This window comes from Arhodomonas aquaeolei DSM 8974, assembly GCF_000374645.1.
GTDB lineage: Bacteria > Pseudomonadota > Gammaproteobacteria > Nitrococcales > Nitrococcaceae > Arhodomonas > Arhodomonas aquaeolei.
Genome location: NZ_KB894800.1, coordinates 243,891 through 269,981, shown reverse-complemented (window position 1 = coordinate 269,981; position 26,091 = coordinate 243,891). Strand labels below are relative to the sequence as shown.

The following is a 26,091-nucleotide window of genomic DNA, read 5'->3' as shown; positions in this document are numbered from 1 at the left end:
GCGGGGGCGGTCACGAGTTGGCGGCCCCTGCCGGGTTGTCGAGGCGGTAGTCCACGTAGGCCTCCTCGCGGAGCTGGCGCAGCCACAGCTCGAGCTCCTCGTCCTCTTTGCGCTGGCGCAGCTGCTCGGCGGCCTGGTTGCGGCGGTAGGCCTCGGTGGTGTCCTTGCGCCGCTGTTCGACCAGCTGGATCAGGTGCCAGCCGTTGCGGGACTTGAACGCCCGGCTCACGCTGCCGGCCTGCATGCCCTCGACGGCGCGGCGGACGGCCGGCGGCATCTCCTGCGGGCCGAGCCAGCCCATGTCGCCGCCGTCGGCGGCGGTGGCCTTGTCATCGGAGTTCGCGCGGGCGAGTGCCTCGAACGAGGCGCCGCCCTCGATGCGCTGGCGCAGCGACTGCAGCCGTTTGCGGGCGTCGCTGTCGGTGACGACCTCATTGGTCTGGATCATGATGTGGCGGATATGGCTCTGGGTGACGACGTGCCGCTCGGCGGCGCGGCGGTCCTCCATCTTGAACAGGTGGAAGCCCGAGGGCGTGCGCAGAACCTCGCTGATCCCGCCGGGGTCGAGGGCGTTCAGGCGGTCGGCGATAACGCCCGGCAGCTCGCCGGCCCGGCGCCAGCCGAGATCGCCACCCTCCAGCGCGTTGCGCCCGTCCGAGCGCGCCGCCGCCAGGGTCGCGAAGTTGGCGCCGCCCTCGGTGAGCTGGCGGCGCAGGGCCTCGGCCTTGTCGCGGGCGTCGGAGATGGCCTCGGGCGAGGCCGCCTCCGGTAGCGCCACAAGGATGTGTCGGAGGTGGTACTCCTGCTGGTCCTCGGCGAGGCGCGCGGTGTACTGCTCGATCTCCTGGGGCGTGACGTTGACCCGCTGATCCATGACGCGCTGGCGCAGGCGCTGGACAAGGATCTGGCGGCGCAGGCGCTCGCGGAACCCGTCCATGGACATGCCCTGATTGACGAGGGCGTCGCGGAAGCCGCGCAGGTCCAGGTTGTTGCGTTCGGCCACGCGGCGGACCGCGGCGTCGAGCGTGGCCTGGTCGACGGTGATGCCGCGCCGGTTGGCGGCGTCGATCTGGAGCTGCTCGACGACCAGGCGCTCCAGGACCTGCTGGCGCAGCTCCTGCTCCGACGGCGCCTCGATGTCACGCTGCTGCAGCTGCGAGCGGACCTGGGCGAGCTCGTCCTGGAATTCCGACATCAGGATGACGTCTTCGTTGACCACGGCGACGATCCGGTCCAGCAGCTGGGCCGCCGCCGGCCCCGCCAGGGCGAGCGTCAGGAAGGCGGCGGCGATGCACCGGTAGAGGCTCATGCGCAACACGGTCTATACCTCGATCAGTCGTGGGGACGCCCGGTGCACGCGGGCACCGCGTCCGGTCAGTAGCCTGGCCGGGCCTTGTAGCCCGGCACCGCATTCTCGAAAAACTGGGGGATTGTATCACCGAGGCCACCCAGGCCCTTGAGCGCGAACTGGAGCAGGATCTGGTTTTCCAGGTTGTCGCCGGGGGCGTTGTCCTGGGTCGCCTGGTAGACCGCGCGGATCGCGTAGCAGCAGCTCTCGTACTCCAGGCCGATGAAGCGCTCGTCCGTCTCCTTCTCGAGCAGATCCTGGTTCCAGCCGCCGAGCACCGACCAGCGCGGCGAGACGGACAGCGCGAAGCTCGTCTCCGCCTGCTCCAGCGGGTTGCGGCCCTCGCCGCTGCGGTCGCGGTAGCTGACGTTGAGCAGCAGCGGGCCGCCATTGTTCCATCGGACCCGGCTGTAGAGGTCGTGGTTCCCGAAATCGGCCTCGTCCCAGCTGTAGTTGATGGTGCTGCTCAGCCCGAGGGGCAGATTCAGCCGGAGCTCGGTGAAGTAGTCGGAGCGCTCCTCGGTGTCGTCGCTGCCATCCAGCGTGACCTCGCGGTCGTCGAAATAGAAGATCTGGCCGGCGGAGAAGCGCAGGTAGTTCCGGCCGGTGTTCTGATCCAGCAGGCGCGAGGTCACGCCGAGGCTTAGCTGGTTGGCGTCACCCACGCGGTCCGGGCCGCTGAAGCGCTCCTCCCGGAAGAGCTGGCTGTAGCTGAGGTCCGAGGCGTCGGTGTCGAACGTGGGCAGGTCGTCCTGGTCGCGCTCGGGGACGTAGAGGTAGAACATCCGTGGCTCCAGGGTCTGGGTCATGTCATGACCGAACCACGAGGTGTAGCGCACGAAGCTCAACCCCGTGTCCAGGCTGTAGATCGGCACGCTGCGCTCGGGGCTGCGGCTGGCGCCGTCCGGGGCGTCGAGCTGATAGCTGGTGTAGCGCCAGGACAGCGCCGGCTCGAAATGGTAGGCAAGCGAGCGCAGCGGCAGGGCCAATCGTGGCTTGATGTCGAAGCGCTGGCCGGTGACGCGCTGCTCCGGATGGGGGTGGTCGAAATCCACCGCCTCGGCCTCGAAAGACACGTCCAGGGGCAGGTCGGTGATCAGCGGCCGGTAGTCGAAGCTCAGCCGGGGCCGGCGCGCATAGGGCTCGTCGCGCGGGGCCACGCGCGGGTCGATCGTCTGCCAGTCTTGGGCGTCGGCGGTGACCTGCCAGTCCTGCGTGCTCCAGGACGCCCGGGCGTAGCTTTCGAGATTCCTCTCGGACGAGGTGAAGTCGCTGTCGTTGAATCCGGTGCCGAAGTCGTCCAGATAGTCGTCGTCGCTTACGCGGCGTTGCTCGACCTCGCCGCTGAAGTGCCGGCCGACGGCGAAGCGGTGGTGCTGCTGGACGAGCCAACGGTCGTCGCCGAAGGCGCTGTCGTCGGGCAGGTAGGTGCCGCGGACCTCGCCCGCGGCCCAGGGCTCCAGGTAGCGGAGCTCGCCGCCGAGCATCAGGCCGCGTTTGCTGTAGTACGTCGGCGTGATGGTGGCGTCGCGGTTGGGTGCGATGTTCCAGTACCAGGGCGTGGCGACCTGAAAGCCGCCGCTGCTGCTCTGGCCGAGGCTCGGTGCCAGCAGGCCCGTCATGCGTTCGCTGCCGACGGGGAAGCGCAGCCACGGCGAATAGAATACCGGCACGTCGGCGACCGATAGCCAGGCATTGGTCGCGGTGCCCTGGCGTTCCTCCCGGTCGATGGTGACCGTACCGGCGTGCAGCAACCACACCTCCTCGCCGGGGTTGCAGGTGGACAGGCTCACGTCGTAGTAACGGCTGCGCTTGGGGCCCAGGCGCTCGGCGCGGCTGGCGCTGCCCTGGAGGTGGCCGGCGTCGACCCGGTAGGTCACCGCCGAGAAGCGCCCGGTGTCGGCGTCCAGGTTCATCTCCGCCTCATCCGCGGTGACCACCGCACCGGCCTCTTCGTAGTGGACGTCGCCGCTGGCGCTCACGCGCTCCGGGTCGGTGCGGTACTCCATGCGCTCCGCGGTGACCTTGCGATCCGCGCGCCGGATCACCGCGCCGCCGGTGAGCACGTAGCGTCCCTGGTCGTAGCGTACGGCGCCGGCGTCCACCTCCGTGGGCGTGTCAGGGTCGTCGCGCTTGGCCGGATCACCGAGGGGCGCCGGGGTCAGTGGCGGGCCGCACAGCGCCCACGGGCCGTCGGCCGCCCCGGCGACAGAGGGGGCCAGGGTGGCGAGCGCGGTAATCCATGCGAGGCGGACCAGTGGGGTTTTCCGGGTCACGCGTTCTTCTCCTGCAAGGCGTCGCTACCTTCGCACAGCTCCCACGCCGCCGCAAACGCGCTCGTGGCGTTGCCCGTCGCGCCGGCGCTTTTACGGCCATAGGACCGGCGACGGGCGTCCCGGGAGGCGGCGGGCTGGTAGTATCATCGTCGCCTTTGCCAACAGCCACAGGGGAGGCGCCGTGACCGGCGTGAAGGGCAGCGACACGAATACCGCGACGGCGGCGATGCAGGACTGGATCGAGGCGCGGCTGGGTGCCCGCGTGCAGCTCGCACCCATGACCGGGGATGCCGGTGACCGGCGCTATCTCCGCGTCGCTCACGAGGCCGGTACGTGCGTGCTGATGGTCGCGGGCGAGGACTCGCCCCAGCTCGCGCGGTTCCTGGTGACCGGCCGGCTGCTGCGCGACGCTGGCCTGCATGCCCCGGCGGTGCTGGCGTCGGATGCCGGGCGTGGCTGGGCGCTGCTGGAGGATCTCGGCGGTCGGGACTATCTCGCCGGGCTCAACGCCGGCGAGGGCGAACGGTTGATGCCGGCGGCCATCGACGCCCTGGTGCGCTGGCAGGCCGCGCCGCTGCCCGACGGGCTGCCGCCCTATGACCGGGACCTGCTTGCCCGGGAGCTGTCGCTGTTCGTCGACTGGTACCTGGGCCGTCACCGGGGCATCCGTCTGGACGACGCCGAGCGCCGGGACTGGGAGGCGGTGTGCGAGCGGCTCATCGGGCGCGCACTGGCCCAGCCGCGGGTGGGGGTGCACCGGGACTTCATGGTCCGCAACCTCATGGACTGCGAGCGGCTGCCCGGCGTGATCGATCACCAGGACGCCGTCGTCGGTCCGCTGACCTACGATCTCGCGAGCCTGCTCCGCGACGCGTTCTGGGAGTGGCCGGAGGCGGACGAGACGCGCTGGATCGCGCTATACCGCGAGCGCGCCGCCGAATCCGGGCTGGCGTTGCCGGGGGAGGCGGCGTTCCGCCAGGACCTGGACTGGATGGCGGTGCAGCGTCATCTCAAGGTCCTGGGGGTCTTCGCCCGGCTGCACTATCGTGACGGCAAGTCCCGTTATCTCCCTGAGCTGCCGCGGTTCGCACGCTACGTGCGCCGCGAGGCCGCCGCGTGGCCGGAGCTGGCGCCGCTGCTCGAGCTCTTCGCGCGCTACCGCGTGGGAGAGGAGGGGGGGTGATGCACGCGATGATCCTGGCCGCCGGGCGCGGCGAGCGCATGCGCCCGCTGACGGACGACCGGCCCAAGCCCATGCTGTGCGCGGGTGGCCGGCCGCTGATCGACTGGCACCTCACGGCCCTGGCCCGGGCCGGTGTGACCCGCGTGGTGGTCAACGTCGCCTGGCAGGGCGCACGTCTGCGGGAGTACCTCGGCGACGGCGGTGCCTGGGGCCTCGAGGTGACGATCTCGGACGAGGGCGACAGCGCGCTGGAGACCGGCGGCGGGATCCGGCGGGCGCTGCCGCTGCTCGGCGAGGCCCCGTTCTGGGTGGTCAACGGCGACGTGTGGACGGACTTCGACCCGGCCATGCTGCCCCGGGAGCCGGCTGGCGACGGGCACATCGTGCTCGTGGACAACCCCGGCCACCATCCGGAGGGGGACTTCGGGCTCCGCGACGGGCGGGCGGTCGAGGCGCCGCCGCGGCTGACGTTCGCGGGCATCGGCACCTACCGGCCCGGGCTGTTCCGCGGGCACGACGACGGGGCCTTCCGGCTGGCGCCGCTGCTGCGCAACGCCTCGGCGGCGGGGCGGCTCGGGGCGACCCATCACCGTGGGGCGTGGTGGGATGTCGGCACGCCGGAGCGGCTTAAGGCGCTGGACGAGTGGCTGAGCCGGCGCCGCGGCGCCTGAGCGCGCCGCCATGCCGGCTCAGTGCTGGGTGTCGGAGGGCGGCGGCGCGCTGGGGTCGGCGAGCAGCTGCTCGGCGTCCACCGGGTCGAAGTGGTAGGCCGCGTTGCAGAAGTCGCAGTGGACCTCCACCCCGCCCTGCTCGGCGACGATGGAGCGCACCTCCTCCGGGCCCAGCGAGGCGATCATGGCGCCGACGTTCTCCCGCGAGCAGCGGCACTGGAAGCGTAGCGGCATGGGGTCGAACAGCCGGATGTCCTCCTCGTGGAACAGGCGCCGCAGGATCTGGGAGACGTCCAGGTAGAGCAGCTCGCGGGCGGTAATCGTCTCCGCGAGGTGGCCGCTGCGCGCCCATGCGTCGGTGTCCGTGTTGGCGTCCTCGCGTGCCGGGATGCGCTGCAGCAGCATACCGCCGGCGCGGCCCTCGGCCGCCGAGAGCCAGACCCGCGTGTCAAGCTGCTCGGACTCGCGGAAGTATTTCTCCAGGGCCGCCGCCAGGCTTCCGGGGGCGAGATCGACGATGCCCTGGTAGCGCTGGGTGTCGTCGTCGGGCTCCAGGGTGATGGCCAGCGCGCCGTCACGGGCCTGTTCGTCCAGGGTGGCGTCCGGTACCTCGGCGTTGTAGCGTGCCATCGCCCGCATGCCGCCGTCACTGCTGGCCTGGACGACGAGCATGGTCAGCGGGCCGCTGGACTGGATCTGCATCACCAGCCGGCCGCGGAACTTGAGCGTCGCGGTGAGCAGCGCCGCCGCCGCCAGCGCCTCGCCGAGCAGGCGGTTCACCACCGGGGGATAGTCCGCCCGCCGGGTGAGCTCCCGGTAGACGCTGTCGAGCTGGACGAGCTCGCCGCGAACGTCGGCGTTCTCGAAGAGAAAGCGGTAGAGGCGGTCACTCATGAGGCTCGGTCCCGTCGCGGCTGTACCGTTCGAGATGGGGGCGTGGCGGGGGTGTTCAAGCATGGGCCGGGGACGCGGCGCGCCCCCGGCGGCGGCCGGGTGATCAGCCGTCGAGCTTGCGGCGCAGGATCTCGTTGACCTGCTGCGGGTTCGCCTTGCCCCCGGACGCCTTCATCACCTGGCCGACGAAGAAGCCGAGGAGCTTGGTCTTGCCGGCACGGTACTGCTCGAGCTGGGTGGGGTTGGCGGCGATGGCCTCGTCCACCATGGCCTCGATGGCGCCGGTGTCGGTGACCTGCTTCAGCCCCTTCGACTCGATCACCGTGTCGGCGTCGCCCTCGCCGTTCCACATGGCCTCGAAGACGTCCTTGGCGATCTTGCCGGAGATGGTCTCGTCGTTGATCCGGCACAGCAGCCCGCCGAGGTCGGCGGCGCTCACCGGTGAGTCGGTGATGTCCAGGCCGGCCTTGTTCAGCGCCCCGGAGAGCTCGCCCATGACCCAGTTGGCGGCGAGCTTGGCCTCGCCGTCCGCCGCGGTCACGGTGGCCTCGTAGTAGTCGGCGAGCTCGCGGCTGGCGGTGAGCACGCCGGCGTCGTAGGCGGGCAGGCCGTAGTCGGCCTCGAAGCGCGCCTTCTTGGCGTCCGGCAGCTCCGGGAGCTCGCCGCGGATCTCCTCGATCAGCGACCGGGTCACCTCCAGCGGCAGGAGGTCCGGGTCCGGGAAGTAGCGATAGTCGTTCGCCTCTTCCTTGGTGCGCATCGAGCGGGTCTCGTTCTTGTCGGCGTCGTACAGGCGCGTCTCCTGCACGACCTCGCCGCCGTCCTCGATGAGCTCGATCTGGCGCTCGATCTCGTGGTTGATGGCGCGCTCGACGAAGCGGAACGAGTTGAGGTTCTTGAGCTCGGCACGGGTGCCGAAGCCCGATTCGCCCTTCGGGCGCACCGAGACGTTGGCGTCGCAGCGGAAGCTCCCCTCCTGCATGTTGCCGTCGCAGATGCCGAGGTAGCGCACCAGCGAGTGGAGCTTCTTCATGTAGGCGACCGCTTCCTTCGCCGAGCGCAGGTCCGGCTCGGAGACGATCTCCAGCAGCGGCGTGCCGGCGCGGTTGAGGTCGATGCCGGTCATCGCCTCGAAGCCCTCGTGCAGGCTCTTGCCGGCGTCCTCCTCCAGGTGCGCGCGGGTGACGCCGATGCGCTTGGTGGTGCCGTCCTCGAGGTCGATGTCCAGGTGGCCGGTGCCGACCACGGGCAGCTCGTACTGCGAGATCTGGTAGCCCTTGGGCAGGTCGGGGTAGAAGTAGTTCTTGCGCGCGAACACGGAGCGTCCGGCGACCTCCGCATCCAGGGCGAGCCCGAGGCGCACGGCGAAGCGCACCGCCTGCTCGTTGAGCACGGGCAGCACGCCGGGCAGCCCCAGATCCACCGCGCAGGCCTGGGTGTTGGGCTCGGCACCGTAGGCGGTGGACGCCCCGGAGAAGATCTTCGTCCGGGTGGCGAGCTGGGCGTGAATCTCGAGTCCGATGACCGGTTCCCACTCCATGACGGGTTCCCGCTAGTCGTAAGTAGTCGATCGTGGCGGCGCCGGGGCGCCGCCGCCAGTTCGTCGCGCGTCAGGCGAAATCGCCGGGGGCGCGGGTGTGCCAGTCGGTGGCCTGCTGGAAGCGGTGGCCGACGTTGAGCAGCCGCGCCTCGTCGAAGTAGTTGCCGATGAGCTGCATGCCCACCGGGCGGCCGTTGGCGAAGCCGGCGGGCACCGACAGCCCGGGCAGGCCGGCGAGGTTCACCGCCAGGGTGTAGATGTCGGAGAGATACATCTGTACCGGGTCGTCGGCCTTCTCGCCGATGTCGAACGCCGGGGTCGGCGCCACCGGGCCGAGGATCACGTCCACGTCCTCGAACGCGCGGGTGAAGTCGTCGCGGATCATGCGCCGGACCTGCTGCGCCTTGAGGTAGTAGGCATCGTAGTAGCCCGCCGACAGGGCGTAGGTGCCGACCATGATGCGGCGCTTGACCTCGTCGCCGAAACCCTCGCCGCGGCTGCGGGTGTAGAGGTCCTCGAGCCCGCGTGGGTCCTCGCAGCGGTAGCCGAAGCGCACGCCGTCGAAGCGCGAGAGATTGGAGGAGGCCTCCGCCGGGGCGATGACGTAGTACACCGGCACCGCGAGGTGGGTGTTGGGCAGTGAAACCTCGGTGATCTCGGCGCCCTCGGCACGGAGCGCGGCGACCGCCTCGTCGATGGCGGCGCGCACGCCCGCGTCGAGGCCCTCGCCGAAGTATTCCGCCGGCAGGCCGATGCGCAGGCCGCGGATGTCGTCGCCGAGGGTGGCGCGGTAGTCGGGGACCTCGCGCTGCACGCTGGTGGAGTCGCGGTGATCGAAGCCGGCCATGGCGCCGAGCAGCACGGCCAGGTCCTCGGCGGAGCGGGCCATGGGGCCGCCCTGGTCGAGGCTGGAGGCGAAGGCGACCATGCCGTAGCGCGAGACCCGGCCGTAGGTGGGCTTGAGCCCGCTGATGCCGCACATGGACGCCGGCTGGCGGATGGAGCCGCCGGTGTCCGTGCCGGTGGCCGCCGGGGTCAGCCGTGCGGCCACCGCGGCGGCGGAGCCGCCGGACGAGCCGCCGGGCACCGCGGCGGTGTCCCAGGGGTTGCTCACCGGGCCGTAGAAGCTGGTTTCGTTGGACGAGCCCATGGCGAACTCGTCCATGTTGGTCTTGCCGAGCATCACCGCGCCGGCCTCGTCGAGGCGCTCGACCACGTGGGCGTCGTAGGGCGCGATGAAGTTGTCGAGCATCCGGCTGCCGCAGCTCGTGCGCACACCGTCGGTGCAGAAGATGTCCTTGTGCGCGATGGGCACGCCGGTCAGCGGCCCGGCCTCGCCGCGGGCGCGGCGTGCGTCCGCGGCCTCCGCCCGGGCCAGCGCGGCCTCCTCGGTGACGCTGATGAAGCTGTTCAGCGTGCCGTCGTGCCGGCGGATGCGCTCCAGATAGTGCCCCGTGAGCTCGCGGCTGGTGAAGTCGCCGCGCTCGAGGCCGGCGGCGAGCTCGGTAATGCTGTATTCGTGCATGACGGTTCGGACCCTGTGGTTGCGAGGCTCACTCGATGACGCGGGGCACCAGGTACAGGCCCGCCTCGGTGGCGGGGGCGATGGCCTGGAAGCGCTCGCGCTGGTCGGTCTCGCTGACTTCGTCCGGACGCAGCCGCTGGCCCATCTCCAGCGGGTGGGCGAGCGGCTCGACGTCCCCGGTGTCCACGCCGGAGAGCTGCTCGACGAAGTCGATGATCTCGCTGAGGTTGCGCGCGTAGTCGGGCACGGCGCTCTCGTCGATACCCAGGCGCGCCAGATGCGCGATATGCGCCACGGCTGAGGCATCCAGGGACATGCGTGTTCTCCGAACAGGGTTGGGTTGCTACGGGCCTTGCGCGCCCGCCGGGCGAAAGCGGGAAACTAGCATACAACGCCGGGGGTGTTAATCGCGCGGGGGGCGTCCCGGCGCGCCCGTCACGGGCGGAGCAGCGCGGATCCGGCCGCCGCCGCGGGGCGTTCGAGGGCGGCCAGGACCGCACGGTCGCGCCCGTAGATGTCGGGCTTGAACGCGAGGGTGCCGTCACCGGCGATGTTGACCGTCCAGTAGTGCACGATGACCGGGACCGGCTCGGGCAGGTCGACACTGAGCGTGACGCCGGTGGCGACGGTTTCGCTGATGGCGGTGGCGTCCCACCGTTGCGGATCGTCGAGGAGCAGGCGGGCCAGCTCCAGTGGGTGCTCGACGCGGATGCAGCCATGGCTGAACGCGCGCCGGGGGCGGTTGAACAGCGCCCGGGCCGGGGTGTCGTGGAGATAGACCGCGTAGGGGTTGGGGAAGCGGAATACCACCCGCCCCAGGGCGTTGTCCGCTCCCGCCTTCTGGCGCAGCACCACTGCGGGCGGATCGCTCCAGTCGATCGCCGCCGGGTCCAGCGCCCGACCCTCCGGGGTGAGGACCTGCAGGTGCTCGCGGGCGAGGTAGCCGGGGTCCCGACGGATGCGGGGCAGCAGCTCACGCCAGGTGATCGACGCGGGCACCGTCCAGGTCGGGTTGAGCGTCAGATGCGTGATCTCAGAGCGCAGCGTCGGCGTGCGCCGGTAGGGCGTGCCGACGACGATACGCGTGTGCCACGGCTTATGATCCGGGCGGTAGTAGGTGAGCCGGTAGCCGGCGATGTCCACCAGCACGAACGAGCGCGGCAGGCCGTGGAGCAGCCAGCGTGCGCGCTCCAGGTTTACCCGGATCTGGTCGATGCGGGCGTCCACGCTGACGTTGAGCGCCGTCCGCGTGGCGGCGCCGACGACACCGTCCACCTCCAGGTAATGATGGCGCTGGAAATGCCGCACCGCCCCGGCCAGGGCGTCGTCGTAGAGTGCCGGGGCCGCGCTGTCCCCCACTGGTGCGCCGGTGACCGCGAGTCGCCGGCGGAGCACGGCGACCGCCGGGGCCCGGTCCCCGGGGTGCAGCGCGGTGTCCAGCGGTGGCAGGGATGGCCAGCCGCCGGTGTCGCGGATCCGGCGATAGTGCGCGAGCGCCGTGCGCAGCCGGCGATAAGGGGCGTAGTCCGGCCGGGCCCGGGCAAAGGCGGTCTCGAAGTCCAGGGCGTCGACGTCGTCGGAGAGAGCGGCCACGTCGGGCGAGAAGGGCGGGAGGGGGACGTCCCAGTCCGCCTCCAGCGAGGCGGGGTCGACCTTGCCGCGGTCCAGGTGACGGAGCGCAGTGAGCAGCAGCCGGGTGACGGCGATATCGAAGCGCGCGCGTTCGTCTACCGGCCCCTCCCCGGCGTAGGCCTGGTGGTGGGCCGCGACGAGCCGGTCAGCGGCGTAATCCGCAGGCCTCAGGCCGTCGTCAGCGAGGGTGTCGAGTGCGGCCGTGAATGCGGTTACGGCCTCGGGCCGTCGCCAGGCCGGGCGAAAGTCCCGGACTGCATAGAACGCCTCGATTCTGGGCGCCAGGTCGCCGGAGAGCGGTGGAGACGGGTCGTCCAGCAGTGTCTCTAGCCGATCGCCGAGCGGATCCCCGACCGCGTCCGCCAGGGCGGCATGGCTACCGGTCACGAGCCCGGCGAGCAGTACGATGGTTGCGGTGATCCGGCCTGTGCGCACGGTCAACTTCCCCCTCCGGATCCGCCTGCGGTTGTGACCGTCGCCCGTTTCGCGATAATGGAGCCCTTGGCGGCGATCTGCGGACGGTTCGTTCCAGCAGCGTAGCCGCTCGTGCTGTCACGGAGGAAGACCGAGACGTGCCCTTTCTTCAGAGAATGCTTCCGCTCCGGCGGTATCGCCTCGCCGGGGTCGCGCTGGCTGTGCTGATGCTCGCCGGCACCGTCCAGGCCGCTCCCCTGGCTGACACCCTCGAGCAGCTCGCCCCCGGGGCCGATCCCCGGGCCCTGTCGCTGGCCGCCGAGGCCATGAGCTGTGCCGTTCAGCGCGGCCAGCCCGCGGCCGGCCGTCTCGCGGTGATCGACTACTCCCTCCCGTCGACGAAACGGCGGCTGTGGGTGTTCGACCTCGACGCCCGCCGGCTGCTGTTTCGCGAGTGGGTCGCCCACGGGCAGGCCACCGGCGGCAATCGCGCCGAGCACTTCTCCAACGTGCCCGAGAGCCACGCCTCCAGTCTCGGGCTGTACCGCACCCTCAACAGCTATCACGGCCGCAACGGCTACTCGCTGCGCCTGAAGGGCCTGGAGCCCGGGGTCAACGACCACGCCTACAGCCGGGCCATTGTCGTTCACGGGGCGGACTACGCCACCCCGGCGTTCATCCGCCGGGTCGGACGACTGGGGCGCAGCTACGGCTGCCCGGCGGTGCGCCCGGCGGTGGCCGAGCCCCTGATCGACAGCATCAAGGGCGGGCAGTACCTGTTCGCGTACTACCCGCAGGCGAGCTGGATCCAGCACTCCCGTTATCTCGGCTGCGGCGGCGGGGAGTCGCCGGGGTTGGTGGCGGACGCCCACTGAGAGGCGGCCGGGGCGCGACGGCGTACCCGGCCGCCGCGCGGCCGGATATCAGAAGTTGAGGCCGAGCCACTCGCGGACCTGCTCGTGCATGTCGCCTTCGAACTGGGAGCGCGGCCCCTCGGCGGTGATCTCGCCGAGGGTCAGCACGTAGGTGTGGTCCGAGAGCTCGATGACCTTGCGGATGTTGTGGTCGACGAGCAGTATCGCCATGCCCTCGTCCGCGAACTGCCGTATCCAGCCGAACACCTCGCCGGCGATCTTGGGCGAGAGCCCGATGCTCGGCTCGTCGATGAGGCACAGCCGGGGCCGGAGCATGTGGGCCTTGGCGAACTCCACCATCTTCTGCTGGCCGCCGCTCAGCGAGCCGGCGTCCGCGCGGAGCTTGCCGTGGATCTCGGGGAAGCGCTCCAGGGTGCGCTCCAGGGCGTCGTCGCTGGACAGCCCCGCGCGGCGGGCGGCCCGCAGGGGCAGCCGGAGGTTGTCCTCGACGCTGAGGTGGGGGAAGAGGCTCGACTCCTGCGGGATCAGGCTGATGCCGCGCCGGAGCAGGCGGTGGGTGGCAATGCCCGTGATCTCCTCGCCGTCGAAGCGGACCCGGCCCCGGCGGGGGGTGAGGAAGCCGCAGGCGGTCTTCATGACGGTGGACTTGCCGGCGCCGTTGAGCCCGATCAGCCCCCGTATCGACCCGGGGGGCACCGTCACGGAGACACCGCGCAGGATGTCGATATCCGAGGTGTAGCCCGCCGTCACGTCCTCGATCTGCAACAGTGCCGTCATGCCGCTTCTCCGCCCAGGTAGGCCTCGATCACCGCCGGGTCGTTGAGGACGTCCTCCGTGTTACCGTCGGCGAGGATCGAGCCCGCGTTCATGCACACGCTGCGCTCGCACATCTCACGGACGACGGGCATGTCGTGACTCACCAGAAGGAACGTCTGTCCCAGGGCGTGGCGTTCCCGCACGAACCGGCCCATGATCTCGCGCATGCTCGGGTGGACGGCCGCGAAGGGCTCGTCGAGCAGGGCGATGCGCGGTGGCACCATGAAGCAGGTGCCGAACTCCAGGAGCTTGCGCTGCCCGCCCGAGAGCCGGCCGGCGTCGAGCGCGGCCACCGGTGACAGGGAGAGCTCGTCGAGCAGTGCGCGGGCCCGGGTCAGGGCGTCCCGCGCGTTCAGGCCCAGGCCGCGCCCGGCGACGAGCAGGTTGTCCAGCGTGCTGACCCGGTCGAAGACGCGGGTGAGCTGGAACATGCGCAGTATCCCTGCCCGGGCCCGCCGGTGGACCGGCAGCCGGGTGACCTCCCGCCCCTCCAGGGTCACCGTGCCGCCGTCCGGCGCCAGATGGCCGCTGAGCATGTTGAGCAGGGTAGTCTTGCCCGAGCCGTTGGGTCCGATCAGGCCCACCAGCTCCCCCGCCGCCACGTCGAAGTGCACCGAGTCCACCGCGTGCCGTCCGCCGAAGCGCTTTTCCAGTCCCTTTACCTTCAGAAACGTCATGCGTTCACCCCTCCCTCGCGCCGGTCTCCCGCCGCCCCGGGAGCCGGTCGGCGCCGAGCTGCAGCAGTCCCCAGATGCCGCCGCGGAAAAACCGGGCGAAGACGATGACGAGCAGCGCGAAGACGATCAGGTGGTAGTCGCCGACCTCGCGCAGCATCTCGCCCGCGGTGTAGACGAGCAGGGCGCCGACGATGGGGCCGATCATCGTGCCCATGCCGCCGATGACCACCATGCTTACCACCAGGCCGGTATTGAGGATCAGCCCCAGCTCGGGGCTGATCAGCCCGGCGAACGGTGCGTAGAGCGTGCCGGCGAGCCCGCAGATCGCCGAGCTGACCACGAAGGCCAGCGTCTTCCACCACACGATGGAGACCCCGCGGCTCGCCGCCGCGACCTCGTCGTCGCGCACCGCCTGGAGGAACAGCCCCATGCGCGAGCGCATCAGTGCGTAGAGCGCGATCTGCACCAGCACGACCACCGCGAGCATCAGGTAGTAGTAGGGCAGGCGCCCGTCGAAGACCGTGGGCACGTTCAGGCCCAGGTCGCCGCGGGTGACGGAATACGAGTTGCCGATCACCAGCCGCAGGATCTCCGCGAACGACAGCGTGGTCAGGGCCACGTAGGCCCCCTGCAGGGGCAGCACGATGCGTCCCAGCACCAGCCCGATGCCCGCAGCGGCGGCCACGCCCACCGGCACCCCCAGCCACGGCGATATCCCCCAGTGATGGCTGAGCAGGCCCACGCCGTAGGCCCCGACCATGGCGAACGCCGCCGGCGCGAGGTTCATCTGGCCGGTGTAGCCGGTCACCAGGTTCCAGCCCATGGCCTGCAGGGCGTAGTAGAGGCTGACGATGACCACGCCCTGCCAGTACACGCTGGTGAGGACCAGCGGCAGGGCCGCGACCAGTGCCAGGATGACGAGGGAGCCGTGGAATTCCGCGCGCAGGCGGCGCTCCGAGTTGCCCATCAGACGCTCCTGCCCTTTTCGCCGAACAGCCCCTGGGGGCGGAACATGAGAACCAGGATGAGGATGACCAGGCCGAAGGTGTCCCGGTAGCCGTAGGAGATGAACACGGCGCCAAAGCTCTCGGCGACGCCCAGGAACAGCCCGGCCACCACGGCGCCGGCGACCGAGCCCATCCCGCCGAGCACCACGACCACGTAGGACTTCACCGCGGTGAATACGCCGACGTCCGGGGAGGCGTTGATGATCGGCGCGAGCAGCCCCCCGGCGAACGCGGCCAGTCCCCCCGAGGCGGCGAACACGGCGGCACTCACCCGGCCGGGGTCGATCCCCGCGAGGGAGGCGCCGAGGCGGTTCTGGGCGACCGCCTGTACCTGCTTGCCGGCGACGGTGAAACGCATGAACGCGAACACGCCCGCGATCACCGCCACGCCGAGCCCGGTGGCCATCAGCCGGTGGCCGTCGGCGATCACCGGACCGAGGTGCACGCGTGCCGTGTCGATGAGCTCGGGGCCGCGGTAGGGGTAGGGGCCGATGACCTTGTCGACGAGGTTGATGAGCAGCAGCGACAGCCCGAAGGTGACGATGATCGCGTACTCGTCCTTCATCAGCCCCCAGCTGGAGTAGCCCGCGTAGAGCGGGCGCATCAGCGTCCGCTCCGTCACCCAGCCGAGGGCCGCGCCGACGAGCACCGCTGCCGGCAGGGTGAGCCACACGGGAACGCCGAGGGCGGTGCTGAGCAGGGTGTAGGTGTAGGCCCCGACCATGTAGAACTCCCCGTGGGCGAAATTCACCACCCGCAGGATCCCGAATATCAGGGTCAGCCCGATGGCCATCAGCGCGTAGAACACGCCGGTCATCAGGCCCGTGACCGTCAGATCGAGGTAAAGCATCAGCTCCATCCCCCCGTGTCGAATTCCCCGATCAGCGTCTCGACCTCCAGGGCGAGGTGCAGTAGCCGGGCGTCCTCGCCGCGCCGCCCCGCGAGCTGCAGGCCGATGGGCGCGCCGGAGTCGTCCGTGCCGCAGGGCAGAGTCACCGCGGGCATGCCGGTGAGGTTGAACGGTGCGGTACACCGGGTGGCGGCGGTGTGGACCGGCATGCTTCGGCCGGCCACCTCGACGGCGGTGGCGCCCACCGGTGGTGCCGGCACCGGCAGCGTGGGCGTAACAAGGGCATCGCACCGCTCCAGTGCCGCGTGCATGGCGATGTCCAGTTCGCCGCGCAGCCGTTGTGCGCGCTGGTAGTCGACCCCGGGAATGAACTGCCCGATCTCCAGGCGGACGCGGACATCCTCGCCGAGCCGTTCGGGGTGATGTTCAATGAGCCGCATGTGCTGCTGCGTCGCCTCCACGCAGAGTGTGGCGAACTGGGCGCCCGCGGCGTGGTCGAGCAATGGCAGCGGGCGCTCCACCACTGCGATGCCGCGGTTGTGAAGCAGCGAGAGGACCCGCTCCAGGCGCTCGCGCACGGCAGGGGCGAGCCGCTCGAAGAAGAAGTCCGCGGGCCGTACCAGCGTCCAGCCGCGGTGGTCGTCCGGCTCATCGGTGGGGACGGCCGGGCCCCCGGCCATGACGTCGAACATGGCCGCCGCGTCCGCCACGTTACGCGTGATCGGCCCGACGTGGTCGAGCGACCAGCCCAGTGGCAGAACGCCCTCGGTGGATACCGCGCCGTAGGTCGGCTTGAAGCCGACCACCCCGCAGCATGCGGCGGGGATACGGATGGAACCCGCGGTGTCGGTGCCCAGTGCGGTGTCGACGATGCCCGCGGCGACCGCTGCTGCGGAGCCGCCGCTGGAGCCCCCGGCGATGCGCGCCGGCGCGCGCGGATTGACCACGGTGCCGTAGTGGGGATTGACGCTGGTGATGCCGTAGGCCAGCTCGTGCATGTTCAGCGTGCCCACGATCAGTGCCCCTGCCTCGCGCAGCCGGGCGACACAGGGGGCGTCTTCGGCCGCAGGCTCGCTCGTCAGGGCGAGACTGCCGGCCGTACGGGGCATGTCGCGTACGCTGATGATGTCCTTGATGCCCACGAGCATGCCGCTCAGGGGGCCGCTGACGGGGGAGACCGGCGGTGGGCACAGGCCGATGAAGGCGTTGAGCTGGCGCTGTTCGCTCACCCGGGCGAGAGCGGTGTCGAACCGCTGAATCGCCGTGTGCGCCGGCGCGAGCGATGTGGCCGGTATGCCCGTGCGGGGCGTGCCGGCGGGCCTGCCGGGGTGGAAGGGAGGGGCGGAGGGATCCGGGGCGTTCGCCAGGGCGTCGAGCTCCGGCTGATTGACGTCGAAACGGGCCCCCCACAGCTCGTGGCGTTCCGGGTACGGGTAACCGCGCAGGGCGGCGAGGGCGGTCAGGTAGCGGTCACGTGCTTCGCTCGGGGTCATCGTGGTGTCCGGCAGGGTTGAAGGCGCTGCGCCATACCGGCGGGAGCGGGTCTGGCGCAGCGGGTGCGACACGATTCGCTCGGATCAGTCGCCCGGGCGGACCAGCAGGTCGGGGTCCAGCGACTGCCCGGCCTTCTGCACCAGCGGGGCCTCGCTGACCGGCTGACCCGTTTCCGTGAGCTGGTAGGTCACGAAGGGGACCTCCAGCCACTGCTGGAAGCTGTAGCCGGGCTCGTCGGAGAAGGTGATGGTGCCCCGAGTGCCGGTGTACTCGATGCCCTGGAGGGTCTCGATGACCGGGTCGGCGTCCGTCGTGCCGGCGCGGTTCATCGCCTCGGCGAGCAGGAACAGGCTGTCGGCCGCCTGGAAGATGAGCCGGTTCGGCTCCTTGCCGTAACGCTCGGTGTACGCCTCGCTGACCTTCTCGCCCAGCGGCGGCATCGACATGGCCGGATGATAGAGGCCGAACTCCAGCAGGGTACGGCCAGCCTCGCCGACGTTGTCCCAGAAGTCCGGATAGTCCGCCAGGCCCGCGCCGTCGTATAGCCAGGTGGTCGCGCTCGGGGCGACGCCCTGCTCGTAGAGCTGGTTCATCAGGATGTAGGCGGCCGGCGGCAGGAGGATGTTCACGACCACGTCCGGCGGATTCGCCTTGAGCGGCAGCACGGCGGGCATGAAGTCCTTCGACTGGCGGTCCAGCGTCTCGTAGCGGAAATCGATGTCCGGTGCCTTCTCGGCGAGATACTTGCCCAGCAGCTCCGCCTGGCCGATGCCGTAGTCGGTGTTCTCGGCGAACGTCACCACCGAGTCGACGTCCATGTCCGCGAGCACGGAGGCCATGGCCTGGGAGACCCGGGTGTTGTAGTTGGCGGGGTTGAAGACCTGCCGGTAGCCCTTCTCGCGGATCGCGTCGGACCAGCCGTTGGTGTTGACGTAGGGGATGTTGTAGCGCTTGGCGACCTCGATCTCGGCAAGCACGTTCGAGCTCTGGTGCTCACCGGTGATCGCGACCACGCCGTCCCTGGTGATGAGCTTCTCGGCGGCGGAACGCCCCTTCTCGGGCAATCCCTGGCCGTCCTCCATCACCAGCTCGACCTTGCGGCCGAGGATGCCTCCCTGCTCATTGAGCATATCCCGGGCGATCTCCAGGCCGGCCTTCACCTGGGTTCCCTGAACCACGGATCCGGGCGGGGATTGAGAAAAGATGGCGCCAATCTTTACAGGCCCGCTGTCCTGCGCGGCGGCGGTGCCCGTCAGTGCGAGGGCGGCGCCCGCCAGCGCAGCGCCCATACCGAGGTGCTTGAATTTGAACATGATGGCCTCCAGAAGCCAGTTAACCGGTTGTGGTAGGACCGGTCCTGCCACACAAGTTAAAAGAAGCAGAGCGGGCTTGAAGCGTCAATAAAAATTACTGAAAATCCAGAAACTGGGTAGAAAAGTAACTTGTTGGTGCATAGTGGGCTGTTGTCGGGTGACTTTTGGTGCGTGCGCGTGCACCGCGGTGATGCCCCTGAGCGAAAAAGGTGCGTAGTCATGGCGACGGAAGGAAAACCGGTCACCCACACGACGGCCTGGCGTATCCAGCAGTACATCGTCAGCGAGGGGCTGGCCGCCGGGGACCGGATGCCCTCCCAGCGCGAGCTGGCGCATGAGCTCGGCGTCAGCCGGAACTCCCTTCGCGAGGCGTTTGCCACGCTCTCCTTCATGGGGGTGGTGGACGTCCAGCCCGGACGCGGGGTCTACGTCGGTGATACGACATTCCGGCACGGGACACTGTCGGCCGGGAGCGCACAGGGAGAACAGGGCGGGCAGGGCTTTTCCTACGTCGAGGTCTACCAGCTTCGTTTCGCCCTGGAGGCGCAGACGGCCCGCCTCGCCGCCAGGCGGGCCACGGCGGGGGACATTCGTGCGCTGCGGGAGGCAAACGCGCGACTGAACGCCTGCATGGAGACACGTCGGCTCAGCGATGCCGCGCAGCACGACTACGAGTTCCACATGGGCATCGCCGGTATCGCTGGCAACGCCATCATGCGGGACGTGCTGGCGCGCTACCAGCCGCTGGTACTGGAGAGCCAGACGCTGCCCCTGTACGCACTCGCTCGTCTGCCCGAGGCCGTGGCGGAGCACGAGATGCTCATCGATGCGATCGACAGCGGCGACCCCCTGCTCGCCGAGCACATGGTCCACCATCACCTGTTGCGCGCCGCGGACCGCACCGGCACGAAGTTCTCGACGAGCTGACTGACCCTTGAGATGGCGGTTAACCGGGCAGCGGCCATATGCCCTCTCCATCGCTACGCTATCGAGGACGCAGCGGCAACGGGGCCGGAACTGAGCGATGATGGGCGGTTGACGACGTCATCCGCTATCGGTTCTCCCGCCGAGCCCGTCGCTGCCGAGTGAGAGGCCGTTCGCACGGCAATTGTCGTGTCACATTCCGTCTCCACCATAAGCGGGACCGGAATGCAGGGACGGATTCACGTGGGCGAGAGTCAGCATACCCAGTCGACGCTTTGGGCCTTCGTCACGGCCTACCGGGCGGCCACGGGAGAGTCGCTTTCCTATCTCCGTCTGGTCCAGGATGGCGACTATCTCCGGCACGTCCTGCGCGAGGGACGGGACAGCGGTGATCCCGCGCTGCGCGATCTCGCGGGGCGTTTGGAGCGCTCTCTCCCGGAGGACGGCGAGGCCCCGCCCGGCGGTGCGTCTTTTCCGCCTTCCGCTGACAGCGGGGCCGGGGGCAGGCGTGGGCCGGTCGAGGAATACGCCGAGGCCGTGGCGGCGGCGCTGGCCCGCGCCGAGCTGCTCTCGCTGGATGACCGCGAGGGGCTGGACCGCCTCGCGCGCCGCGGCCACCTGGACGCCGATACCACCAGCGCGATCGAACGCGATACCCGCGGGCGAGCCGGGGTCGCACCGCTGAACTGGCGTGACGAGCTGTACGCCAACGTCTGCCGGCTGCAGGCCGATGGCGAGCTCGATGAGAGGGGCCGGCTGCGCGTTTACGCCACCTACATCCGGCGCGGCCGGCTTTCCGTGGCCCATGCCGAGGCCGTGATGGCTGAGCTGGCGCCGCCGGAGGGCGAGGGCGGCACGGTGGATGAGCGCGGCGGCCGTCGCGGGCAGTGGGGTATCGTCGCCGGGGTGTTGCTCGCCGGTCTCGTCGTGGCCGGTGCCGTCGCGGCGGTGGCCGGGCTTTCCGGCGCCGGCAACGGCGGTGCGGTCCGCCTGGATGAGCCGATCACCGCGGACACGACCTGGAGCACCGGTACGACCTACCGGCTGATGGATACCGTCTTCGTGGAGGACGGCGCCACCCTGACCATCGAGCCGGGCACCACGATAGAGGGCGCGTTCGGTGCCGCGCTGGTGATTACCCGCGGGGCGGACATCCAGGCCAGCGGCCGCCCCGACCGGCCCATCGTCTTCACGAGCGCGCAGCCGCCGGGCGAACGCCGTTCCGGCGACTGGGGCGGTGTGGTCCTGCTCGGGGGCGCGCCGGTGAACGTCGACGGCGCCCACGTGGAGGGCATCCCGGCCGATGATCCCCGTGGGGCCTTCGGCGGGGACGACCCGGCGCACTCCTGCGGGGTCATGGAGTACGTGCGCATCGAGTTCGCCGGTCACGAGGTCTTCGCCAACAACGAGCTCAACGGCCTGACCGTCGGCGGCTGCGGCCGGAACACCATCCTCCGCCACCTCCAGATCCACCGCGGGCTGGACGACGGCATCGAGTTCTTCGGCGGGACGACGGATCTCGCCCAGACCCTCATCACCGGGCCCGGCGACGACGGCATTGACTGGGACATGGGCTGGCAGGGCCGGGTCCAGAACGTCATCGTGCAGCAGTATCCCGGAAGGGGCGATAACGGGATCGAGGCGGACAACCTCAAGGGCTCGCCGGATGCGCGGCCGCGCTCCGGGCCGACGCTCTACAACGTCACCCTGCTCGGCCCCGGGCAGGCGCAGGGCCGCCAGCGGGGCATGACCCTGCGCCGCGGTACCGGTGCCCACTTCCACAACCTGCTCGTGGCCGGGTTCCCGCTGGAGGCCGTCGACGTCCAGGGCGGGACGAGCGCCTCGCTGGCGGGTTCCGGCGACCTGAGCTTCGACCACACCATGATCGCCATGCCCGTCGCGGCCGCCTTCCAGCCGGAGACCGGCGAGGCCGACGACGACGGCGGCTTCGTCGAGCGGGATTTCCTCGAAACCGCGCCGGCCACCACGCTGGGCGCGGAGCCGCGTCTGTCGCCCCGGGCGTTCAGCGTGACCGCCCCGCGGTATGCCCCGCTCGGCACCAGCCCGGCTGCCGGTGCCGGCGTGGCACCGCCGCAGTCGGAGTTCTGGGACGAGTCCACCACCTACATCGGCGCGGTGGCACCGGGGGACGGCGCGGACTGGACCGCAGGCTGGACCGCCTTCCCGGAGAACTAGAAGGTCCGGTCTCCCCGCGCGAGGTCGCCGAAGCGGGCCTGCAGCAGTGTCAGCGCGGCGATGCCGGCGGTCTCGGCGCGCAGGATGCGGGGGCCGAGCGCGAGGCGTGCGAAGCCTTGTCCGGCGGCCTCTTCCACCTCACCGTTACTGAGTCCGCCCTCGGGCCCCACGAGCAGGGCGATGCCGCCATCCGGGGCCGGCAGGTCGGAAATGCTCGTGCCGCCGTCGGGGTCGAGCACAACGCCGGAATGGTCCGCCGTCATCGACCAGGCGGTTTCCAGGGTGCAGGGGGTGTCGATCCGGGGGATACGGTTGCGGCCGCACTGTTCGCAGGCGCTGATCGCGACCCGTTCCCAGTGGGCGCGGCGGCGCGCGGCGCGCTCGTCGCCGAGGCGGACCGTCGAGCGTGCGGTGATGACCGGGATCATGCGCGTCATGCCCAGCTCCACGCCCTTCTGCACCGCGAAGTCCATGCGGTCCCCCTTGGCGACGCCCTGCAGAAGCAGGAACGGGCGCGGCGGCTCGCTCTCGCGCAGGCGGTGCTCCGTCAGGGTCAGCCGTGCATCGCGCCGCTCCAGGGTGTCGACACGGGCGGCGTATTCGCCGCCTTTGCCGTCGAACACCGTCAGGGCGTCGCCGGCACGCAGCCGGCGGGCGCGGAGGTGGCGCACCGTCTCGTCGGGCGCGTTGATGGTGGTGCCGGCGCTCAGGGGGCCAGGGAGGTGGATTCGGGTCTCGCTGCGCGACATGGTCTCGGATCGCCGGTGTGGTGAACGGGGCCGGATGACTCGCGACGATGGTACCGCCGGCCCCGCCGGGGTCAACGCCCCGGGTGGCGGCCGAGTCGGCGGTAAAGGGTGCTCCGGCTGATCCCGAGGCTGCGGGCCGCGGCGGCGACGTTGCCGTCGTGGGCCTGCACGGCGGCGCGCATCATCGACTCGTCGCGGGCGCGCAGGCCGGACGAGACGGTGTCCTCCCCGGTCGACGGTGTCGCGAGGTCGTCCGGGAGGTCGTACCGGCGCAGAGGCCTTCCGGGCTCCACCAGGGCCGCCGCGGTGCGCAGGACGTTGTGCAGCTCGCGCAGGTTGCCCGGCCAGTGATGTTCGCGCAGCGCCTGCATGAACCCCGGCTCCGGTTCCGTGGCTACATTCTCCGTGGTCAGCATGTGCCGGATCAGTGCCTCGAGGTCGGCGCGCTCGCGCAGCGGCGGCAGGCGCACACGCAGGCCGTTGAGGCGGTAGTAGAGGTCCGCGCGGAATGTACCTTCGGCCACGCACTGTGCGAGGTCCCGGTTCGTGGCCGCGATCAGGGCGAAATCCACGGATTCCTCGTGGCCGCCGCCCACCGGCACCACCCGCTGCTCCTGGAGCACGCGGAGAAGGCGGGTCTGCAGGGCCTGTGGCATCTCGCCGATCTCGTCGAGGAACAGGGTCCCACCGTCCGCCTCGTGCACCCGGCCCCGGGCGCCCTCGCGACGGGCGCCGGTGAATGCCCCGGGCGCATACCCGAAGAGCTCCGACTCGATCAGCCCATCGGGTATCGCGGCGCAGTTGACCACCACCAGAGGTCCACCCGCCCTTGGACCCTGATGATGGATACGGTGGGCGAGGTACTCCTTGCCCGTCCCGGTCTCGCCCTCGACGAGCACCGGAATGCCCCGGGCGTGAACCCGCAGGGCACGCGCCTCGCAGGCGGCGACGGCGTCGTCGCCGTGATGCAGCGCGGGCGTGTCTGCCACGGTTGCCGCACCCGGCACCATGGTCCGGCCCGGCTGGTCGCGCTCGCCGCGGACACTCACGCGCGCGTGGACCTGCAGCCCGGAGCGGGTGGTCAGCAGTGTCGTGCCGTGGCTCGCCCGGGCCACCGCGTTGCCCAGCTCCGCGTCGAAAAGGCCATTGAACCCGCCGGCCGCGGTGCCGAGGTGGCCGAGGGCGCTGGCGTTGGCCGCGAGCAGGGCGCCGTCGGGGCCGAACGCGGCGATCCCCTCGCCGAGGGTCCCGAGGAACTCCCGCCGCGGGTGGAAGTGCACGTACACGGCGTCGTCGAACTCGGTCTCGAGCAGGCGGTTCTCCACCATGAGCGCTGCCATGCGCACCAGCCCGAGGGCATGGAGCTGGCGTGTCGGCTGATCACCGGAGACGTCGAACAGCCCGATGGTGCGTCCGTCCGGCGCACGTATCGGCGCGGCCGCGCAGGTCAGGAAGCTGTTGCAGTCCAGGAAGTGTTCCGGGCCATGGACGGATACCGCCCTGGCCTCGGCGAGGGCGGTCCCGATGGCGTTGGTGCCCCTCTCCGATTCCAGCCAGCAGGCGCCCGGGCTGAGCGCCACGCGTTGTGCCCGGCGGTCGAAGCCGGGGTCGCCGTAGCGGTGGAGCAGCACGCCCTCCGCGTCGGCGAGGATCACGGCGCTGTTGGTCCGGGCGATCTGCCGGTGGATGGTCTCGAGCTCGGGGAGGGCCGCCTCTATGAGCCGGCGGTTGCCCGCGTGCCGCTCGCGCAGCTCGCTCTCCGAGTAGCACGCCCCCGGCGGGCGGGCGTCGGTCACCAGGCCGTCGAGACGGCACCGGTGCCAGGACCGGGTCACCGTCTCCGCCAGTACCGGTGCGGCGCCGGCGTCGCCACCCTCGAAGAAACGCCGCCTTGCCTCGCGCAGCGAGGCGGAGTCGTTCGCGTGATCCGCCGTCATTGGCCTCTCTCCTCCGTCCGGGGTGTCGCATTCTGCAACGGGTGTCCCGTGGCACCTGTCCCGCCCGCGACACCCGTGGAGCACCCTCCGCCCATGAGCCTGCTACGCCAGCCCCCGCGGCGCAAGGCCCGGGCCGGGCGCCACCGGACTGGCACGTCCGTTGCTCTTCATGGCGGTGCCGCCCTGAGGACGGCCTTTCAACGACAACCAGGAGGAGAGCCGATGCTTTACGCCAAGCCCGGAACAGACGGTGCCCGCGTACACTTCCGAAGCCGTTACGAGAACTTCATAGGCGGAGAGTGGGTGCCGCCCGTCGAAGGGGCCTACTTCGAGAACCCCACCCCCGTGACCGGCGAGGTCTTCTGCGAGGTGGCGCGCTCCGGTCCGGCCGATGTCGAGCGCGCCCTGGATGCCGCTCACGCCGCGCGCCGGGGATGGGCCAACACCCCGGTGGCCGAGCGGGCGCTGGTGCTCAACCGCATCGCCGATCGTATGGAGGAGAACCTCGAGACGCTGGCGGTCGCCGAGACCTGGGATAACGGCAAGCCCGTGCGCGAGGCCCTGGCCGCCGACCTGCCCCTGGCGATCGACCACTTCCGCTACTTCGCCGGCGCCATCCGGGCCCAGGAGGGCGGGATCAGCGAGATCGACGGCAACACCGTCGCCTATCACTTCCACGAGCCCCTGGGCGTGGTCGGCCAGATCATCCCCTGGAACTTCCCGCTGCTGATGGCCATCTGGAAGCTTGCGCCGGCGCTGGCGGCGGGCAACTGTGTGGTCCTCAAGCCCGCCGAGCAGACGCCGGCGAGCATCCTGGTGCTCATGGAGCTGATCGCCGATCTGCTGCCGGCCGGCACGGTCAACGTGGTCAACGGCTTCGGCGTGGAGGCGGGCAAGCCGCTGGCGGCGAGCCCGCGCATCGCCAAGGCGGCGTTCACCGGCGAGACGACCACCGGCCGGCTGATCATGCAGTACGCCTCGGAGAACCTGATCCCGGTCACACTGGAGCTCGGCGGCAAGTCGCCCAACGTGTTCTTCGCCGACTGCTTCGCCGAGGACGACGCCTTCCGCGACAAGAGCCTCGAGGGCTTCGCCATGTTCGCCCTCAACCAGGGCGAGGTCTGCACCTGCCCGTCGCGGGCGCTGGTGCAGCGGCGTTTCTACGACGACTTCATGGAGGCCGCCCTGGAGCGCACCCGGGCCCTGCGCCTGGGCAACCCGCTGGACACGGACACCATGGTCGGCGCCCAGGCCTCCCGCGACCAGTACGAGAAGATCCTCGCGTACGTGGACCTGGGCCGCCAGGAGGGCGCGCGGGTGCTCGCCGGCGGCGGTCCGGCGGAGATGTCCGGCGATCTCGCCGGCGGCTTCTACGTGCAGCCCACCGTCTTCGAGGGCGACAACGCCATGCGCATCTTCCAGGAGGAGATCTTCGGGCCGGTGGTCTCGGTGACCGGCTTCGACGACAGGGACGACGCCCTGAAGATCGCCAACGACACCCTCTACGGCCTGGGCGCCGGCGTGTGGACCCGCGCGATGAACACCGCCTACGCCATGGGCCGCGGCATCGAGGCCGGCCGGGTGTGGACCAACTGTTACCACCTCTATCCCGCCCACGCCGCGTTCGGCGGCTACAAGCAGTCCGGCATCGGGCGGGAGAACCACCGGATGATGCTCGATCACTACCAGCAGACCAAGAACCTGCTGGTCAGCTACGACCCCGCCCCGATGGGACTGTTCTGAACGGCGGGTAGCCACACGGAGGAGGAG

General features: G+C 70.5%; 21 protein-coding genes. 6 read left to right on the top strand and 15 right to left on the bottom strand.

The features are described 5' to 3' along the window. Nucleotides 1-10: 10 nt before the first annotated feature. Together C516_RS0101115 and C516_RS0101110 are read right to left on the bottom strand one after the other, a co-directional pair. A complete protein-coding gene (locus tag C516_RS0101115) occupies nt 11-1,309 on the bottom strand; it encodes a peptidylprolyl isomerase (protein WP_018716507.1) in 1,299 nt (432 codons plus the stop codon). A 65-nt stretch (nt 1,310-1,374) separates the two neighbouring features. Then, nucleotides 1,375-3,624, bottom strand: coding sequence for an LPS-assembly protein LptD (locus tag C516_RS0101110; protein WP_018716506.1), 2,250 nt, complete (start codon nt 3,622-3,624; stop codon nt 1,375-1,377). Between the two features lie 181 nt (nt 3,625-3,805). Between C516_RS0101110 and C516_RS18135 the strand changes: the two genes are divergently transcribed. Next, a complete protein-coding gene (locus C516_RS18135; protein WP_018716505.1) occupies nt 3,806-4,807 on the top strand; it encodes an aminoglycoside phosphotransferase family protein in 1,002 nt (333 codons plus the stop codon). Continuing rightward, nucleotides 4,807-5,478 (top strand): N-acetylmuramate alpha-1-phosphate uridylyltransferase MurU, encoded by a 672-nt coding sequence (murU, locus tag C516_RS0101100; RefSeq protein WP_018716504.1) that lies wholly within the window; start codon nt 4,807-4,809, stop codon nt 5,476-5,478. Before C516_RS18135 ends, murU begins: the two co-directional genes overlap by 1 nt. A gap of 18 nt (nt 5,479-5,496) precedes the next feature. On the opposite strand, the gene hslO is transcribed toward murU, so the two are convergent. The 5 genes from hslO to C516_RS0101075 all read right to left on the bottom strand — a co-directional run bounded on the left by hslO (nt 5,497) and on the right by C516_RS0101075 (nt 11,504). After that, entirely contained in the window at nt 5,497-6,372 is an 876-nt protein-coding gene (gene hslO, locus C516_RS0101095; protein ID WP_018716503.1) for an Hsp33 family molecular chaperone HslO, read from the bottom strand. A 103-nt stretch (nt 6,373-6,475) separates the two neighbouring features. Beyond that, on the bottom strand, nt 6,476-7,912 hold the full coding sequence (gene gatB / locus C516_RS0101090; RefSeq protein ID WP_018716502.1) for an Asp-tRNA(Asn)/Glu-tRNA(Gln) amidotransferase subunit GatB: 1,437 nt from the start codon (nt 7,910-7,912) through the stop codon (nt 6,476-6,478). 70 nt (nt 7,913-7,982) lie between these two features. Next, a complete protein-coding gene (gene gatA, locus C516_RS0101085; RefSeq protein WP_018716501.1) occupies nt 7,983-9,437 on the bottom strand; it encodes an Asp-tRNA(Asn)/Glu-tRNA(Gln) amidotransferase subunit GatA in 1,455 nt (484 codons plus the stop codon). A 28-nt stretch (nt 9,438-9,465) separates the two neighbouring features. Next, nucleotides 9,466-9,753, bottom strand: a complete 288-nt coding sequence (gene gatC, locus C516_RS0101080; RefSeq protein ID WP_018716500.1) for an Asp-tRNA(Asn)/Glu-tRNA(Gln) amidotransferase subunit GatC — start codon at nt 9,751-9,753, stop codon at nt 9,466-9,468. 119 nt (nt 9,754-9,872) lie between these two features. Then, complete coding sequence (locus C516_RS0101075; protein WP_245558726.1) at nt 9,873-11,504, bottom strand: L,D-transpeptidase family protein; 1,632 nt, start codon at nt 11,502-11,504, stop codon at nt 9,873-9,875. 137 nt (nt 11,505-11,641) lie between these two features. Between C516_RS0101075 and C516_RS0101070 the strand changes: the two genes are divergently transcribed. Next, nucleotides 11,642-12,358, top strand: a complete 717-nt coding sequence (locus tag C516_RS0101070) for a murein L,D-transpeptidase catalytic domain family protein (RefSeq protein WP_245558718.1) — start codon at nt 11,642-11,644, stop codon at nt 12,356-12,358. 48 nt (nt 12,359-12,406) lie between these two features. Here C516_RS0101070 and C516_RS0101065 read toward each other — a convergent pair whose 3' ends face one another. The 6 genes from C516_RS0101065 to C516_RS0101040 all read right to left on the bottom strand — a co-directional run bounded on the left by C516_RS0101065 (nt 12,407) and on the right by C516_RS0101040 (nt 18,515). After that, the gene (locus tag C516_RS0101065) at nt 12,407-13,135 is read right to left on the bottom strand and encodes an ABC transporter ATP-binding protein (protein ID WP_018716497.1); all 729 of its coding nucleotides are present in this window, start codon (nt 13,133-13,135) and stop codon (nt 12,407-12,409) included. Then, on the bottom strand, nt 13,132-13,851 hold the full coding sequence (locus C516_RS0101060) for an ABC transporter ATP-binding protein (protein WP_018716496.1): 720 nt from the start codon (nt 13,849-13,851) through the stop codon (nt 13,132-13,134). Before C516_RS0101060 ends, C516_RS0101065 begins: the two co-directional genes overlap by 4 nt. Nucleotides 13,852-13,855: 4 nt before the next feature. Continuing rightward, on the bottom strand, nt 13,856-14,818 hold the full coding sequence (locus C516_RS0101055) for a branched-chain amino acid ABC transporter permease (protein WP_018716495.1): 963 nt from the start codon (nt 14,816-14,818) through the stop codon (nt 13,856-13,858). Further along, nucleotides 14,818-15,708 (bottom strand): branched-chain amino acid ABC transporter permease, encoded by an 891-nt coding sequence (locus tag C516_RS0101050; protein WP_040409129.1) that lies wholly within the window; start codon nt 15,706-15,708, stop codon nt 14,818-14,820. Before C516_RS0101050 ends, C516_RS0101055 begins: the two co-directional genes overlap by 1 nt. Continuing rightward, on the bottom strand, nt 15,708-17,201 hold the full coding sequence (locus C516_RS0101045; protein ID WP_018716493.1) for an amidase: 1,494 nt from the start codon (nt 17,199-17,201) through the stop codon (nt 15,708-15,710). Before C516_RS0101045 ends, C516_RS0101050 begins: the two co-directional genes overlap by 1 nt. A gap of 84 nt (nt 17,202-17,285) precedes the next feature. Then, the gene (locus C516_RS0101040; RefSeq protein WP_018716492.1) at nt 17,286-18,515 is read right to left on the bottom strand and encodes an ABC transporter substrate-binding protein; all 1,230 of its coding nucleotides are present in this window, start codon (nt 18,513-18,515) and stop codon (nt 17,286-17,288) included. 219 nt (nt 18,516-18,734) lie between these two features. Here C516_RS0101040 and C516_RS0101035 point away from each other — a divergent pair, with 219 nt between their 5' ends. Further along, nucleotides 18,735-19,442: a FadR/GntR family transcriptional regulator gene (locus C516_RS0101035; protein ID WP_018716491.1), complete on the top strand. Its 708-nt coding sequence runs from the start codon at nt 18,735-18,737 to the stop codon at nt 19,440-19,442. 240 nt (nt 19,443-19,682) lie between these two features. Further along, nucleotides 19,683-21,635 carry a hypothetical protein gene (locus C516_RS20260; protein ID WP_018716490.1) on the top strand — a complete coding sequence of 651 codons (1,953 nt, stop codon included), beginning with the start codon at nt 19,683-19,685 and terminating at the stop codon, nt 21,633-21,635. On the opposite strand, the gene C516_RS0101025 is transcribed toward C516_RS20260, so the two are convergent. Together C516_RS0101025 and C516_RS0101020 are read right to left on the bottom strand one after the other, a co-directional pair. Further along, nucleotides 21,632-22,384 carry a 16S rRNA (uracil(1498)-N(3))-methyltransferase gene (locus tag C516_RS0101025; RefSeq protein WP_018716489.1) on the bottom strand — a complete coding sequence of 251 codons (753 nt, stop codon included), beginning with the start codon at nt 22,382-22,384 and terminating at the stop codon, nt 21,632-21,634. The genes C516_RS20260 and C516_RS0101025 overlap by 4 nt on opposite strands. A gap of 71 nt (nt 22,385-22,455) precedes the next feature. Further along, a complete protein-coding gene (locus C516_RS0101020) occupies nt 22,456-24,321 on the bottom strand; it encodes a sigma-54-dependent Fis family transcriptional regulator (protein WP_018716488.1) in 1,866 nt (621 codons plus the stop codon). Nucleotides 24,322-24,543: 222 nt separating this feature from the next. Between C516_RS0101020 and exaC the strand changes: the two genes are divergently transcribed. Then, nucleotides 24,544-26,064 carry an acetaldehyde dehydrogenase ExaC gene (gene exaC / locus C516_RS0101015; protein WP_018716487.1) on the top strand — a complete coding sequence of 507 codons (1,521 nt, stop codon included), beginning with the start codon at nt 24,544-24,546 and terminating at the stop codon, nt 26,062-26,064. Nucleotides 26,065-26,091: the final 27 nt, after the last annotated feature.